The 14,296-nt window shown below is 42.4% G+C and carries 18 protein-coding genes and 1 pseudogene; 5 read left to right on the top strand and 14 right to left on the bottom strand.

The window, feature by feature from the left end; genetic code table 11:
• Nucleotides 1–20: 20 nt before the first annotated feature.
• The 6 genes and pseudogenes from ABLT31_RS39130 to ABLT31_RS37215 all read right to left on the bottom strand — a co-directional run bounded on the left by ABLT31_RS39130 (nucleotide 21) and on the right by ABLT31_RS37215 (nucleotide 4,822).
• Nucleotides 21–697: pseudogene (locus ABLT31_RS39130) on the bottom strand (DUF6904 family protein).
• A 432-nt stretch (nucleotides 698–1,129) separates the two neighbouring features.
• On the bottom strand, nucleotides 1,130–1,729 hold the full coding sequence (locus ABLT31_RS37235) for a Uma2 family endonuclease (RefSeq protein WP_367760776.1): 600 nt from the start codon (nucleotides 1,727–1,729) through the stop codon (nucleotides 1,130–1,132).
• Between the two features lie 172 nt (nucleotides 1,730–1,901).
• Nucleotides 1,902–2,951: a hypothetical protein gene (locus ABLT31_RS37230; protein ID WP_367760775.1), complete on the bottom strand. Its 1,050-nt coding sequence runs from the start codon at nucleotides 2,949–2,951 to the stop codon at nucleotides 1,902–1,904.
• Nucleotides 2,875–3,612 carry an SWIM zinc finger family protein gene (locus tag ABLT31_RS37225; protein ID WP_367760774.1) on the bottom strand — a complete coding sequence of 246 codons (738 nt, stop codon included), beginning with the start codon at nucleotides 3,610–3,612 and terminating at the stop codon, nucleotides 2,875–2,877. Before ABLT31_RS37225 ends, ABLT31_RS37230 begins: the two co-directional genes overlap by 77 nt.
• A 41-nt stretch (nucleotides 3,613–3,653) precedes the next feature.
• A complete protein-coding gene (locus ABLT31_RS37220; protein ID WP_367760773.1) occupies nucleotides 3,654–4,025 on the bottom strand; it encodes an HIT family protein in 372 nt (123 codons plus the stop codon).
• A 56-nt stretch (nucleotides 4,026–4,081) separates the two neighbouring features.
• Nucleotides 4,082–4,822 (bottom strand): RQC-minor-1 family DNA-binding protein, encoded by a 741-nt coding sequence (locus ABLT31_RS37215; protein WP_367760772.1) that lies wholly within the window; start codon nucleotides 4,820–4,822, stop codon nucleotides 4,082–4,084.
• A gap of 116 nt (nucleotides 4,823–4,938) precedes the next feature.
• Between ABLT31_RS37215 and ABLT31_RS37210 the strand changes: the two genes are divergently transcribed.
• The gene (locus ABLT31_RS37210) at nucleotides 4,939–5,394 is read left to right on the top strand and encodes a hypothetical protein (RefSeq protein ID WP_367760771.1); all 456 of its coding nucleotides are present in this window, start codon (nucleotides 4,939–4,941) and stop codon (nucleotides 5,392–5,394) included.
• A 176-nt stretch (nucleotides 5,395–5,570) separates the two neighbouring features.
• On the opposite strand, the gene ABLT31_RS37205 is transcribed toward ABLT31_RS37210, so the two are convergent.
• From ABLT31_RS37205 to ABLT31_RS37175, 7 genes are all read right to left on the bottom strand, one after another.
• Nucleotides 5,571–6,227, bottom strand: a complete 657-nt coding sequence (locus ABLT31_RS37205) for an aldehyde dehydrogenase family protein (protein ID WP_367760770.1) — start codon at nucleotides 6,225–6,227, stop codon at nucleotides 5,571–5,573.
• Nucleotides 6,224–7,141, bottom strand: coding sequence for an aldehyde dehydrogenase family protein (locus ABLT31_RS37200; protein ID WP_367760769.1), 918 nt, complete (start codon nucleotides 7,139–7,141; stop codon nucleotides 6,224–6,226). The genes ABLT31_RS37205 and ABLT31_RS37200 overlap by 4 nt, the downstream gene beginning before the upstream one ends.
• Before the next feature lie 394 nt (nucleotides 7,142–7,535).
• Nucleotides 7,536–8,504, bottom strand: a complete 969-nt coding sequence (locus ABLT31_RS37195; RefSeq protein WP_367760768.1) for an NAD(P)-dependent alcohol dehydrogenase — start codon at nucleotides 8,502–8,504, stop codon at nucleotides 7,536–7,538.
• Nucleotides 8,505–8,854: 350 nt separating this feature from the next.
• Complete coding sequence (locus ABLT31_RS37190) at nucleotides 8,855–9,244, bottom strand: YybH family protein (RefSeq protein ID WP_367760767.1); 390 nt, start codon at nucleotides 9,242–9,244, stop codon at nucleotides 8,855–8,857.
• A gap of 228 nt (nucleotides 9,245–9,472) precedes the next feature.
• The gene (locus ABLT31_RS37185; RefSeq protein WP_367760766.1) at nucleotides 9,473–9,913 is read right to left on the bottom strand and encodes a UPF0158 family protein; all 441 of its coding nucleotides are present in this window, start codon (nucleotides 9,911–9,913) and stop codon (nucleotides 9,473–9,475) included.
• Between the two features lie 341 nt (nucleotides 9,914–10,254).
• Complete coding sequence (locus ABLT31_RS37180; protein ID WP_367760765.1) at nucleotides 10,255–10,854, bottom strand: hypothetical protein; 600 nt, start codon at nucleotides 10,852–10,854, stop codon at nucleotides 10,255–10,257.
• Complete coding sequence (locus ABLT31_RS37175; protein WP_367760764.1) at nucleotides 10,851–11,612, bottom strand: hypothetical protein; 762 nt, start codon at nucleotides 11,610–11,612, stop codon at nucleotides 10,851–10,853. The genes ABLT31_RS37180 and ABLT31_RS37175 overlap by 4 nt, the downstream gene beginning before the upstream one ends.
• A 355-nt stretch (nucleotides 11,613–11,967) precedes the next feature.
• Here ABLT31_RS37175 and ABLT31_RS37170 point away from each other — a divergent pair, with 355 nt between their 5' ends.
• Nucleotides 11,968–12,102 carry a hypothetical protein gene (locus tag ABLT31_RS37170; RefSeq protein WP_367760763.1) on the top strand — a complete coding sequence of 45 codons (135 nt, stop codon included), beginning with the start codon at nucleotides 11,968–11,970 and terminating at the stop codon, nucleotides 12,100–12,102.
• Nucleotides 12,103–12,279: 177 nt separating this feature from the next.
• Here the strand turns inward: ABLT31_RS37170 and ABLT31_RS37165 are convergent, their stop codons facing one another.
• Entirely contained in the window at nucleotides 12,280–12,990 is a 711-nt protein-coding gene (locus ABLT31_RS37165) for a DUF5643 domain-containing protein (protein WP_367760779.1), read from the bottom strand.
• Nucleotides 12,991–13,093: 103 nt separating this feature from the next.
• Here ABLT31_RS37165 and ABLT31_RS37160 point away from each other — a divergent pair, with 103 nt between their 5' ends.
• The 3 genes from ABLT31_RS37160 (at nucleotide 13,094) to ABLT31_RS37150 (ending at nucleotide 14,168) form a co-directional block, all read left to right on the top strand.
• The gene (locus tag ABLT31_RS37160) at nucleotides 13,094–13,459 is read left to right on the top strand and encodes a hypothetical protein (protein ID WP_367760762.1); all 366 of its coding nucleotides are present in this window, start codon (nucleotides 13,094–13,096) and stop codon (nucleotides 13,457–13,459) included.
• Nucleotides 13,460–13,521: 62 nt separating this feature from the next.
• Nucleotides 13,522–13,758 carry a hypothetical protein gene (locus tag ABLT31_RS37155; protein ID WP_367760761.1) on the top strand — a complete coding sequence of 79 codons (237 nt, stop codon included), beginning with the start codon at nucleotides 13,522–13,524 and terminating at the stop codon, nucleotides 13,756–13,758.
• An 8-nt stretch (nucleotides 13,759–13,766) separates the two neighbouring features.
• Complete coding sequence (locus ABLT31_RS37150) at nucleotides 13,767–14,168, top strand: hypothetical protein (RefSeq protein WP_367760760.1); 402 nt, start codon at nucleotides 13,767–13,769, stop codon at nucleotides 14,166–14,168.
• Nucleotides 14,169–14,296: the final 128 nt, after the last annotated feature.

The following is a 14,296-nucleotide window of genomic DNA, read 5'->3' as shown; positions in this document are numbered from 1 at the left end:
AATAGTAATTATCTGATACTCTAATTTAGGTGTCCACTTTTTATTCTAGCTCTAACCAGGCAATTATACACCCTTGCTGCTGCTAAAACCTCACTTTCCATTTGCTTATATTCATCCCCTTTCTCAGCTATTCTTTTCGCCATGGTTGGAATGCTTTTCATGCGTTTAGCCTTGTCCATGTCGATAAACCTGCAGTTAAGAAGGTCAACATATTGTGTCGCATAACGATTAAACCACGAGTAATCCTTGTTCATCAGGTTGATCATGCGGGTAAAGGAAGCATCAGATACAGTCCCTTTTACACATTTAATTACCGCTGCCTGAAAAACTCTCACTATCGCAATGGAAGTATCCCATATATTCCGCTTGTCTACCATTACATCATAGCTTTTTTTCGCATTCTTTCCCGCATAAAGCCTTACAAAATCGTTGAGTGCCATGATCACAAATAGCATCTCCGGCCAAAGCACATTAAATTTCAAATATACGTTTTATCTGGGGTAATCACTCCCATCCTTTTCTTCTTTTCTTCATCCATGCCATTGTCCACAAACTCAATTTCCCGGTCTCCCATAAGCGCATGACGGATGTCATAGCAAACGCCTAGCACTCTTAAGCGAGGTGTATCGTATGATGGAAATTCACCTTCCTCTCCCACGATAGCATGCAATGCTTCGTAGAGCTCTTCAAAATCCATATAATCACCATAAATAGCTATTCCCATGCTATTCGGTGTATTTGTGGCGAATATCATATTTTATGCTACATCCTTTCTTTAACACAACCACTTCATTCAAGTAGGATGTTACTATTTAATTCTTAACCAGCACCTGCAAAGCATCAGATTTGCTTATTTTATCTTTCTTCCGCCATACTTCCTTTATTCGCCTCAGGACCCATCGAAAATGTACGGCTGGAACGATCCCAGACCTCTTCGACTTCAATGCGGTTTGATCGAGAGCGCTAAAAAATGACTGCAACCAAGGAATATCGCAGGGGATATTAGGATAATCAAGTTTTCCCTCAAAAACACAAAACCCCCTACGATCTTACCGTAAGAGGTTCGTTTAACCATTTCTTTTATATGATCGCATTTGATCTGAGGAAGCGAATCTCAGGAACAAACGGTCTAATTTTCCTCCAAACCAAAGTGATTATAGAAACGAAAAATATCTTTTACTGCAAAAGTGATTTCCGGGAAAATCGTAGAAGAAAAATAAGCCTCAGCATCAAATACATCTTCCCTCACAAAACTATGATTGGTTAAAACGTATTTCGCTATATACTGATTGGAATGGTCTACAATCCAATATTCTTTCACCCCGGATTTTTCGTAGTCATTTAACTTGGTAACCAAATCCGTTCTGGACGTGGAAGGGGATAATACCTCTACCACCAAATCAGGTGCCCCGTAGCACTTTCCCTGATGAATTTTTTTAGTGTCACAAATGACCGAAATGTCGGGGTAGTAGAACTTCTCCTTTTCCCAATCCTTGATTTCCTTATCGAATGGGATTACCGCCAGGTTGCTGCCAAAAACAGTGCAGCGGCTACCCTTTAAAGCTGAAACCAACTCTCCGATCAAAGAAGCGATGATAGCCTCATGACCGGCTGAGGCGGGAGACATTAGTACGGGATAACCTTCATGAAGTTCGTACCGGTCGTGTTTAAGTTCCAATTCAAGGAATTCGTCCACCGTATATCTCTGGTTTAAATTCAGCTTCTCCACAAATATCCCCCCTCTGTCCCCATTTTATCATGGATTAATCAACGGAAACAATTTGATCATGGTGCCTCCCCGAGCTAGACTCGCCTATCTCTCGCAGCACTTTAAGTCTATATCGGTACAGAACATAATGCAGCTTTGCTTAAGATTGGAGCCTTGCCTTTATAGATTATCGTTAAGATCGATTCACCCTAAATGAATTTTCCAGCTTCAATAATTCCTCACGAAAAGCGGGTCTCCTAGGATACTTCGCAAGAAGCAAACGTATGGCTTGATCAGCTTCTGCTTGTCCCCCCGCACGATTGAGCATCTGGATAATCCTGCACACATTCTGATAATCCCTTCGCGTACTTGATTGGTTCGCGGTGTTTTCAATGTGTATTTGGAACAGCTCCTTGGTCTCCTTAGGGAATTCCTTCACTAGGGTCGAATAGAATTCTTCCACCCTTGCTGGCTGTCTTTTTACGAATTCCAATAGTCTTGCGGTTTCCTGCTCTTCAATCAGAATCTGGGTATAAATTTGTCCAGGCCAGCGGTCTTGTTCCAGCTTCTCCAATATCCTTTGATAAACTGGCGGCCATTCCGAAGGAAGGTAGGTGTTTTTTATCCTCTGATAATAAGAATAATCCCCGTCAAGCGCCAGCTCCTCACCAAGGCTTCGCTGTTGTTCCAGTTGGCCGGAAGCGCGATACGCTTCATATCGTAACTCTTTCCACTGCTTCACCAGCCCACGCCAGCCGTTTGCCTTATCCTGTTCTTCCCCTTCCTGGGCCAGTTGGATGGCTTCCTCGAACCGGCCCTGGTCCAAAGCTTGCTGTATCGCTATTTTTCGAAAAGAAGGTAAATGGAGATGCTGCTTCACATATTCCTTTTCCTGTTCGGGACTTTCTTTCTCTTGAATAAAACGGTAACGCAGCATGGCAATGCGCTCGGAAACATACCCTCCGCTCCATGTCCCTTGTTCTTCTCTAGCTGTCATTTGGGAAGCATACCGGTCCCATTCTCTTGCCATGTCAGCGTTTATCGCCAAACGGGAAGCACTTTCCAGCAAAGAAAGCTGCCAGTCCGACCATCCTTTAAGACAGGGGTGTTGGGTTTCCTTGAGAAGCAATCGAAATAATTCCTCAGCCTCTGTTGGAGTCATCTCCTCAACCGACTCCGACTGCTTCTTGAATGCCTTCGAGACTCCTCTCGATAAGACCCCCAATCGTACCACCTGAATCATCCGCCGACTCAAGCAATTCTAGCATTTCCTCCATAATGCACAGATACATCCGCACCGCCAATACCCGGTCAGCATCCTCCAGGGATCCAAATGCTTTCTCCGCAACAAGTTCTGCACCTTCCACGGCACGTTCTACATTTCTCCAGGATACAAAACCGTGATCATCGGAATACGTGTCAATGTATGTATGGATAAGCTTCTTACATTCTTCCAACGCTAGAGAACCATCAGCTGAAGAAAGATGCAGCTTAATTCTCTGCTCCACTACATCCGAGTCAGCGGCCAATGAGAGCAGCAATTGAACTAAACTATCTTTGCTTTGATCCTCTAACAAATCTTTCAAATTTTTTGGGGGGATTGACGGGTGAGGGCTTACCTTTTTTAGCTCCAAGGACAGCTCTCCGCGAAGCTTAAGCAGTACAGCCGCTTGATGCTTGCATACAGGACCAAAATCATAGGGACAATCGCACTCCATTCTTGTAATCTCTCCAGCTCTATCAAGCTCCACGTCTACAATATACCATTCGCTGCCTTCCACTTCCGCTTGGAATGTCCACTCCCCTATTTTTTCTAAGGAGATGATCTGTCCGTTCAATAAATAGTTCCGCCCTCTATCCAAAATCACCGGATCAATATAATGGGCAAGTTCGCTTAATTTCATTTTGATTCCTTCTTTCCTGAGTCCGATTCATCTTCCCTCTACTATGGATAAGGTACGAGATTCGGGATTGCTTTTCGGATTCCTCCCCGCGGGTCCTCTATATCTCCTTTATATCGAGGTATGAGATGAAAGTGAAGATGCATCACGGTCTGTCCTCCATATTCGCCTACATTCACTCCGATATTGTAGCCATCCGGATGGTACGCATGATCCATCATTTCTTTTCCTTGGCGGATTAATTGATGGATGGCTAGGATTTCTTCTGGTGTCGCATCAAAATACGTTTCTGCATGTCGCTTGGGCACGATCAAAAGATGCCCCTTTTGAACAGGGTATTTATCATAAAACCCCTGTGCTAGCTCATTTTCCAGGATGAGTTGTTCTTTTGGTATACTGCAAAATGGACAGGACATGGTTAACCTCCATTGCTTTCTTTTCCAAAAGGATAAACGTCGGGTCTTGTCCCCTTTTAATCGATCCCAAACCAACGCTTCTCTCTACAGTCCGGACACCTCTTCGGAGGGGCAAATCCGCGAATCTTGTAAAATTCCCGTTCACCCGTTTCAAACAAGAACCTCTCTCCGCACTCCCGACATTTTAGCCACTCCGGCTGATTTGGCCTAACTTCAAGGGCATCAGCTAATCTTCTTTCCCTTAGATCCGCCTGTTCCGGATCTGTACCTCTTTCTTCTTGAAGATGCTGTATGACGTCACGAATGGCATCACGGACTTTTTTATAGTCGATTTTCTCCCACTGCTGTAGGAAAGGAATATACTTTTTGTCCCCGGATTCTTTGATCTTCTCCAGAAGAAGTAAAATGAGCCCTCGATTTCTGTCCTTAAGGTAATTCATGTTTACAGCCGTAATCCCTTGATCCAGCCACTGATTCCATTGGTGAAGCAGCTCATCGGCATATTGATCCCGTTCTATCTCCCAGCCCTTATCGGAATAGACAATCAGGGGCATTTTTCCGCTGTACTCGATTTCCAGAAAATCTTGATGAATCATCCAATCAATTTTTTCCATGATTTCATCCAATTTAAGCGATTTAAAACAGCCATAAGAGGGGTTAGTTTGAAGCCCCAATTCCAACACTTTCTTTTCTTTAGATCCTTTTAAGATTTTCGCAAGAAGCGTACGCCCACCCGAGGCGATAATGTCATCCGCAGCACGCAAGATGGTCCGAATGTCCTCTACGGTCATATTCATAGTGCCTGTCACCACCCGAATTATGTCGATTCATTTCTTTTCTATTCCCTCTCACCCAAACAAGAGCTAAACTGATGTTATGGATAAATAATAGCTACTTGAGAGGTAAGAATGCAATGACCAAAAAGAAAAAACCAAACACACCACGTCGCAAAAGATATAACCAACAAGCCAGATTGCAAAACGCCAAAAATTGGATTTCAAAATACGGTGGAAAAAATATCGTTAGGGGATATAGCAAGTGGTTTGGTGTAGATCTTCTATGTGCTATAAAAGAGCTTGAACTGCTAGGACATCATATTGATGAACACTATAAACAGCAGGTCAAGCTATCATTGGAAGCGCGGCAAGAGCATAGAAGAAGGCAAAAAGAGAAGAAAGGAAATGAACGGGACATGGAGTGGCTATGCGGAGATGAGACGTTTTATTTCATCGCCGGTTATACATCCAACGGTGTTCCCTTCGGTATCACCCATAAAGAAATGGAAGAAATAGACCTAACAAAAGAAGGGATGGGTCAATCCATGGAGAAAACGAACGAACATGTTGATGACGACAATTTGCCATTCTGAGAATGACGATTAAGGGTTCTCTTATTGCTTGTTAAACGTTTCATCGTTCCACCGAACATTAAGCAGGAAAAACTCCGACTTTCGCCTGACTTGTCATCCTTAAATAAAAAAGACCTTATCGCTTTTTCTTTCGCAACAAGGTCCTTTTTATGTGGTTGAAACATTTTTGACTCCTTTTAAGTGGTCATTTTGTGTTCCCGATTGCCCGTTTTGTTAAAGTTGGCCTTTAACCAAGGAATCATATAGCGGTCAACTCCCCAAGCATAAGCCGCAGTACCCATGGCAAGTAAGATAATGCCTACGGTGTATAACATCGGGTTTGTGCTGATGGTACGAAAAGCCATCCCACCATGATAAGATGAGACGGCCAACCTATCTTGTTTAGTTACTTTTTTTATGAAGCGTGATGCCATGGTACTTAATAAACTCTTCCAGTCCGCTTTTCCTCTCTCATACCCCATTCCGCTCTGCTTCACACCACCAAACGGAACGATATGAAAGCCTAAAGGCGAATCGATTTTACCGTTAATTCCTGTTAAGCCGGCTTCGAGCTGCCGGGCTACTCTCCATCCTCGCTCTTCATCGCTTGTCCAGACCGTTGAACCTAAGCCATACTCCGTTTGGTTAGCGAGATGTATCACTTCTTCCTCTGTTCTATACGAAACCAGGGGAACAACCGGACCGAATTGCTCGTTTACCACGATTTCATGTCCCGGATCGGGGCCGATAACCACCGTTGGCTGAATGTAGAACCCATTATCCCATTGTTCAGGCTCCAGCTTCATTCCCAACTCTAGTACTTTTGCCTCGCTCTGCTTGGCTCTTTCAATCAAGCCTTTGATAAGTTATACTGATGGACATTATTCACTGGCGCAAAGGTTGCCCTTTCATCTAATCCATAACCGATCTTAAAGCCATCCGTTTGCTCCACAAAAAGCTCACATGCCTCCGTAAATCGGTTTTCTGGGATGTACACCCTTTTGGTCTCCACACAAACTTGACCGGATCGGACAAAAGCATTTTCTACGATTTTAGGAATGGCGTCCTCGAGACAGACATCATCCAATAGAATCGCCGGATCATTCCCGCCTAATTCGAAGTGGACTCGCTTCAGGGAATCGGCAGCCGATTTCATCACATGGGATGCGGTGACTCCGCCGCCTGTTAAGGTGATCTTTCTTACCAGTGGGTTCGTCGTTAAAGCTGCACCTACCTCTGCATTCCCATGAACGATATTAATGACACCTGGAGGAAACAAGACAGCTATTTTTTGAAGCGCAATCGAAACCGCCATCGATGCCGTGGGTGAAGGTTTTAATACCACGGTATTGCCAGTGACTAAAATCGGAGCGATTTTGCTCATGGTAATGGCCATCGGCACGTTCCAGGGCGTTAAGGCAGCAATCACACCAAGCGGCATTTTTTCAATACGAATGCGGTGATGGTCATCTTCCAACTGCTCTGTTTGAAAGAAATCCTCAGCAATCCGTATCGTTTGGCGAAGAATCCCAGCTGCGGCAGGAATTTCACCCCTATAGGCAGATAGCAGCATACCGGATTCTCGTGTCATAAGTGGTGCAAGTACAGGCGCCTCCTGCAGAAGCAGGTCAGCTGCTTTTCGCAATAGGTCGCAGCGTTCTTCCAAGCTAGTGTTGCGCCAGGAAAGAAAAGCCTCATGGGCGAAACGAACGGCTTTCTCTACATCACTGGCATTGCCCTGAGCAACCAAACCCACGACTTCATCCAAGCGGCCGCAGAGTTTCCTAGATTCCAGCTCATGTGGAAATGATATTCTGGCAGAACAATATCATAGACGTTGGGGTAGTTTTTGCCTTCTTTGATCCAATCCCAGCAATAGCCGGCGTGGACTTGTTGTTTTTGAGGTTGAGCTTTTTGATTTCTTTGCGCAGCTGGGCTTGATCTTCGGATCAGCACTTGGGGTTTCCATCTCTTGGTTTGTCAGGCTCGATTTAGCGTTATGATGTTCTCTTCCTTATATAAGTTCCGAGGGCGAACGTTAAAACATTTGGCAACAAACACAAATTAAAAAATCTGCCGGTATTTGGTGGAGAAACGGTAAAAGCAGGTAAAAGGGTCTCTAGGACCAAATCTTGCACAATTTACAATCATCTGATTTCATATCAACCTTGCCGAACGGTTAAAACCACGTTGCCTTTCTTATGGCCCTGCTCTACATAGCGGTGAGCCTCCGGCGCTTGCTCCAGCGGATAACGTCGGTCGATGACCGAACGCAGCTTGCCGGCCTCGATCAGCTCCTTAAGATACGTCAAATCTTCCGCGTTTTCCTTCGATACTCCGCCGATCACCTTCTTGCCGCTCGTTAAGTTGACCCATAGCCCGCGAACGACCGGCAGAGGGCTCATATGGACCGCTCGCAGGTAGAAGCCGTTCAGTGTCAGACGCTTGATGCAAGCCTTGAATGGACTCTTCCCGACTGTATCGAAAATGATATCGTAGGCCGGACCGTCATCCGCGAACTGCTCTTTCGTATAATCGATGACTCGGTCGGCACCCAGTGATCTTACCAACTCCACATTCGACGTGCTGCATACTCCGGTCACTTCCGCGCCAAAATGCTTGGCGAGCTGCACTGAATACGTCCCAACGCTGCCGGAAGCGCCATAGACGAGCACGCGCCTGCCGCGCTGGATGTTGCCCTTCCGGAGAAATTGCAAGGCAGTATAGGCACCGACCGGAACCGCGGCCGCCTCCTCGAACGTCATGTTCGCCGGCTTGAGCGCGACGCCGCCGGTCTCGGGCAGGCATTTGTATTCGGCATACGCGCCGAAGCCAGTTCCGCAGGCGGCATAGACGGCATCCCCCGGCTTGAATCGAGTAACGCCGCTGCCCGTCGATTCGACTACGCCCGCCAGTTCGAATCCGAGAATCGTGATTCTTTTCGGTCTCCACACACCATTGAACAGCCGCGCCAGGAAAGGATCTGCCTTGCGTATGCGCCAATCCCCTGCTGCGGCGGTTGTAGCATAGACCTTAATCAATATCTCGTCGTCCTTCGGTACCGGCTTGGCAACCTCCCGGAGCTGCAGTACATTCGGCGGCCCGTACCGCTCGTATACGATCGCTTTCATCCCTTCCTCCTCCATTCACCCTTCGTTATCCTCCCATTTTATACGGTGCAATTCGACTAAGGTTCCGATTTATATTCGTGATGGCAGTGTATGGGGCGGCCGCTGCAGCGAACAGCTACTAAAGTAGGGTCTAGCCGGCTCCGTATGGAATTGATAAATCCATCATTTCCCCGTCGGATAGCTTTCGCCGCCTTCTTTTAAGCAGTTTTTATTTCGAACTATCCTGACCAATAGCTGAACAACGAAAAAATGAGCCATAAAATGGGTGGCTCCTCAACAATCAGATTATGTTAGCTCAATAATTATTCCTTAAGAATCTTTTTTCAGGACATCTTATTTTAGTTCTGCCCTTATTTATTAATCAATTCTGTACCGTATGAGTTATCAATTGCACACAGCCATTCGCCTTGTGAATTTTTCTTAAAGACATATGTCGCCCTTCTATCCATAGAGTACTCCGAATCCTCTTTTTCAGCTTCAAGTAGCGTTTGGGATAAAACTAAAGCGGTGTCTCCTGCTTCTAAAATCATCATTTCCCCCTGTGTTGGGACAATACTGTTATTGAAGTATTTTGCAATTGCAATAAATGCTTTTTTGATTTCTTCTTTTCCTCGTGCAGTCATTCCGGGTTTTACAACTAAAATCGCATCATCAGTATAGTAATTCATCAAGGTATCAAAATCTTCTTGCTTTATTGCAAGGTCACACCTTTTTATAAGCTCTTTTAGTTCATGTTCCACTATAATTACCTCCCCATATAAATTAGATAAATTTTACATTATTTACACTTTTTGAACTACCTTTTAATTTCGGGTTTTCTTGCACTAACCTGCGCGTTAGTTCAGAAAGGAAATCAAAAGGAGCGATGGTGTTCATTCCGTCGCTCCCATTTCATACGCAGGCATTTAAGAAATTGATAGCTTTCTGATTCAATTGATTTTCCAGATCATGATGCAAGGATTAAAGGATCATTCCTCTATTTCAATGTCATGCTCTTTACACCATTCAATGACTAATTTCTTTATTTTTTTATCCTTATATTCATACCATTCTTTTTCAACACCATGTTCTATAATCCCGTCTTTAAATCTCCGAAAGGCCCCTCTTCCTTGAATGGCTTCATACAGTGCTTCTCTAATCTCTTCTTCAATAAGTGTCCCAATAAATTCTTCTATAATTTCATACTCATGGTACTCGTTCCTTAATGTGAAATCGAGGTAGATCCCGTCCTCATCCTCTAATATTTCTATTGCTTTTTCAATATTCTCTTTTTGCCAATCAGGAAAGTTCTCGATTGGCTTCTCATGTTCTACCGCACGGATCTCTTCTTCCGATAATGTGATCACCTCTCCTGTTTGGGTGTTGATGTATGTAAACGTACCATTTATTTGTATTTCAATTTCACCCACTAGGTCATCCAACTTCACCGGTTTTTTATTGATCATCTTCATTCCTGCCCTTTCCATATTTTACGTTGTCCATTTTACTCAGGAATATAGAAAGAGAACGAATCTAAAAATGACTACTAAGGACACTGCCCTGGGTTAACTATTCATAGAATTGAATGATCAACCCTGATAACCATTTCTAATTCGCACATTCCTCTGGTGTTTTCCCTTGTTCTAACCTCCCACCGGGCTATTTCCCCTCATTGCGTTCATTTTTCAATAAGATTACTTGGTCATTGTTAAAAATGAAAAAAAGTAAAAAAATCCTGCCTTATGACAGGATTGATTAATACATTGGTTTATCAATTGCTAGTTGAATTCATTTCGTTGCTTACAGGTTGGAATCGCTGATACACAGATTGGGTTACAAGAACAACAAACATTATCCAAATCAAGGCCATAATGACAAAAGATGCGTCTTCGTACCAATATAAATACTCGAGATAGAAAGAAGTTTGCTCCAGGTCCAATATAAAAATGAGATCGTAACAGACATGAAACAAATAGATAAAAGGCATTAAATAACGTAAATACATTTTCTCATTCTCATTAAAAGATTCAGATAACCATTGAAAGACTCTCCATAAACCGTATACATTGAAAACAGGAATAAACAGATAAGCAATAGTTTTCCATGGTGTAAGGGGGATCGAGGAATCCAATGCCTGAATCTCTTTCACGATCTCCTGTATCCATCCAATAAGCTGATAAAAGAGTGCGAAATACAATAGCATTTCAAACGTATAAAAAAAGGAACTAACAGCGAAATAATATTTTTCTGGTATGATCAGATCGAGGAATGTTCCTTGATAATTAAAAGAAATCGATAGCATATAAACGAGAGCATAAACCGCTAATAGGATAATTAATCGATGAGCTTGGGATGAAGCGGTAAAATTCATGGTTTCACCTTCTCTATATCTTTCCGTAAATAAGTTAAGGCTTCGTCTAATGTTGCGACAGGAACGACATGCACATTTAAATCATAGTCCTCAACCGTTTGCCGTGCTTCTTCTTCGTTAGTCAATTCTCCTTCCAGGAAAAACTCACTTCCGCTATCTTTCGGAACAAAAAAGAGATCCACGCCCTGATCTTCAGCGGTTAGCAGCTTATGGCGAATCCCTCCTACAGATCCGACGGTTCCGTCTTCATACAGGGTACCCGTTCCGGCTATAACCAACTTCCCCCCATGTGAGAAGTCTACCCCATCACGTTCCTCAACCAGGCCGATGGCAACCATTAATCCAAAGGAGTCGCCTAAATAGATTTCGGAGTTTTCCAGGATCTCCTCTTTCTGGCTTATATCCGTTGAATCGGTATTGGCTAATGCATTTTCTACGGTATCCGTTCGAATTTCATCACCGATTTCTGTCATGAAAACCTCATTCATGACATCCTCTTCAGTCATGGGATAAAAGTCAATGTCATCATCCGTTGTTAACTGGACAATCCATTTATCTATACGATTCCTCACAATTCCTCCTTCTATATAAGTAAAGAACACACTTCCTTGAATACCAAGTTCCTCCACAGGGACAATCTCGCCATTGGATTCAAATCCTTCATATTGAGGAAGCATCAGAAACATAGAAAGAATCATTAATATGAATATGATACTACCTGTTTTTTTCAGATCCGTTGAAAAACTGTTTCCCCACAATGGCTGTGCCTCCTATCATTAACTGTGATCAAATACTTTGAAATCCACCTTTAATGCAGATATTAATTGATATCGATAGCTACAGCATGATTATACTTTGACAGGTTTTTAACGCCAATGGATGTTATTGTAAAAATGGTGAGTGAAACTATAGGATGATTATGAGGACTTGGAGTTGCACATTCTTACATGATAGTTTGGAGTCAATGGGCCAGGTTGCCCATTAACTAACTAAACATCTAACGATCCAAATTTTAATATTTCTGATTAATGAACTAGGAAGACAGATAACTAATACAGCTTTTTATCATCAATCAGAGTTATGAATCTAGAAGGATCGGGAGGAAGATGTTGTATGAAGAAATTTACGGTATTCACTTTTTACGTTATTTTGTTTGTCATCCTTTCCGGCATTTCCTTCGCAACCCCTCGGGACAATAATTCTGAAGGAAACGATCCTATTTCATTTGGTTACACCGGATCATTATGAAATAGACTATTTGCCTACCCAAGTCCCCGTTAAAGGAAGAGCCGCAATGCTCTTTGACCACAGGGTGATGCCAATTTTAGAGAGTGGAATAAAAAAATGAGGAGGGATTACATCCACTCCTCAAGAACTAATGGCTGAGTTGTTTGATTAAAGTCTCCATTTTATTCTTTCATTAGCTTACCACTCTAAAGGTACTTTGAGCTCGAGTTCTTCCACGAATTGAGGTTTCTCCATGGGAACAGTTACAATTCTAATTCCCTTCCTCGAATCTAATGGAGAAAATTCTTGAATATATCCATTTTTTATTTCCTGAACGCGGACGGGCCGGTCTATTTCATGATATCTGTTTCCTTCTCCATCTTCCAGCCAAATACTATCGGCCTGCCGATAGGGATTAAATCCATCCGCCTGAAGATGTAACACGGTTTTTTCAGGTAAAAACTCCACTTGTGTAATCTTTAAATAACCTATGTCCCCTTGTTCAAGCGTAATGGGATAAGAGCCCTTGAGATCTTTACTTATCGTTTCTGCTTCTGTAGGCGGTTGTAAATGATAGGTTTTCTTTGATTGACTTTTTCCTTGTTCGATCAAATTTGTCACCCTCATTTTTTCAACAATGGGTTTTACAGTTAAATATTTAGGCTGGCCGTGAATAGGGACAAGTTGAATTTTGTAATGAGTGATCCACTGATCGCCCATGGGATCACCATTCCCATGATGTCCTAAAGGGGATAGCATATTCCCCTCATCGTCCCATATGTGAAATTCAACACGAACATTCTCCATTGATTCCACGGAAGTGATCCAATCCAAACTAACTTCGGTAGCACTAGGTGTGAAAGTTACCTTATCGACCGTTATGGTCTGGTGATTAAATGTAGGTACAATTTCGATACCTGTTACTGGTGATATTCCAATTATTATAAGATACCAGATTCCAGCCGTTAATCTTATAATTAATGATATTCGAGATAGAAAAGAGGAACAATGAATGTTAGGAACTGCCTTGTGGAGTATTTATTTAGGGCTGCTTGCCGCAACTGCGATCGGTTATCTAATCAAAGGTAAATATAGGACCGTACCAGCTAAAATTGATTTTCTTATATCTGTGATTACTTGGATAGGTTTATTCGGGTTTGTTACAAACATACAAATTCTCACACCATACCTATGGAAGATCGTCTTTATTGGGGGGTTAGGTTGGGACATCACTTATTCCCTATTTTTTAACGATTACTATGGTGAGGAACTTCAAAATGACGATCTATCCGATAATGTGAAAAAAGGGTTGGTAGTCTTATGTTTAGTCATTTTTGTCGGACCATTATATTATGGGTTATATCAATACGCTTTTTAATACACGTTAAATTGATAGGATGTTGAATCAATTATATGGCTAATAGGAGTGTAATAAAAACGATGAATAGATTAGTCATTCTTCTTATTATCGGAGCATTAGTAGGGTTTGTGCTTGGGTTTATGGATGTGGAATTGGATTTATGGGGGATTTTTTTCTTTGTGTTTATTCCGGTATTTGCCTTATTCTCTCTCAACTATTTGTATATTATGTTCTTTACACAAAACATTAAATTGGTAGAAAGGTTCATTCATAACAAAAAAAGGAACCCTATCATGCACTGCTTATTGCTATGGTAAATGGAGATGTGGAAGCAGCTGAGAATGAACTTCACCGTATAAAATCGGCTTTTTATGAACAGGTTCGAATATCTGCTCAAACGTGGATCTTTATGGAAAAAGGAGCTATTGAAGAAGCCAAGAGAACTGTAGAAAAAATAAAAAATAAAAATGCACGCTATCATTATCTAGCCAACATTGCATTGGCGGAAGAAAACTGGGAAGTGTTTGAACAAGCGAAAGGTATGGTTAAACATCAAGGATTGCAATATGCATTAGGAGCTGAGCTTGCTTTTAAAAAAGGAGATATGGAGCAAGCCAAAAAATTAGGAGACCTTGCCATTTCAACTTCTAGAGGGTTGCAAAAATATATTTTAGTCAAGTCCTTTGAGCGTCAATCCAACAACCCTGACAGAAAGACGTATTTTTAGAACTTCATTGACAAACGGATATCTATCCTATATGCCGATAAGTATGTTAATATTTCATATCGGGGTAGCGCCGCATGCCCATCAAGCTAACAGCACTGAAAAAATAATTGTAATAAAATGTGGTTTTT

It is taken from the genome of Ammoniphilus soli, assembly GCF_040813775.1.
Note: the sequence above shows the minus strand (reverse complement) of the source record. Positions and strands in the feature narration are given on the sequence as shown.

Coding starts and splice junctions, on each gene's coding strand:
- ABLT31_RS37230 (WP_367760775.1), bottom strand. CDS start 2,951: ATGATTCAGGTGGTACGATTGGGGGTCTTATCGAGAGGAGTCTCGAAG.
- ABLT31_RS37225 (WP_367760774.1), bottom strand. CDS start 3,612: ATGAAATTAAGCGAACTTGCCCATTATATTGATCCGGTGATTTTGGAT.
- ABLT31_RS37220 (WP_367760773.1), bottom strand. CDS start 4,025: ATGTCCTGTCCATTTTGCAGTATACCAAAAGAACAACTCATCCTGGAA.
- ABLT31_RS37215 (WP_367760772.1), bottom strand. CDS start 4,822: ATGAATATGACCGTAGAGGACATTCGGACCATCTTGCGTGCTGCGGAT.
- ABLT31_RS37210 (WP_367760771.1), top strand. CDS start 4,939: ATGACCAAAAAGAAAAAACCAAACACACCACGTCGCAAAAGATATAAC.
- ABLT31_RS37195 (WP_367760768.1), bottom strand. CDS start 8,504: ATGAAAGCGATCGTATACGAGCGGTACGGGCCGCCGAATGTACTGCAG.
- ABLT31_RS37180 (WP_367760765.1), bottom strand. CDS start 10,854: ATGAATTTTACCGCTTCATCCCAAGCTCATCGATTAATTATCCTATTA.
- ABLT31_RS37170 (WP_367760763.1), top strand. CDS start 11,968: ATGAAGAAATTTACGGTATTCACTTTTTACGTTATTTTGTTTGTCATC.
- ABLT31_RS37160 (WP_367760762.1), top strand. CDS start 13,094: ATGTTAGGAACTGCCTTGTGGAGTATTTATTTAGGGCTGCTTGCCGCA.
- ABLT31_RS37155 (WP_367760761.1), top strand. CDS start 13,522: ATGAATAGATTAGTCATTCTTCTTATTATCGGAGCATTAGTAGGGTTT.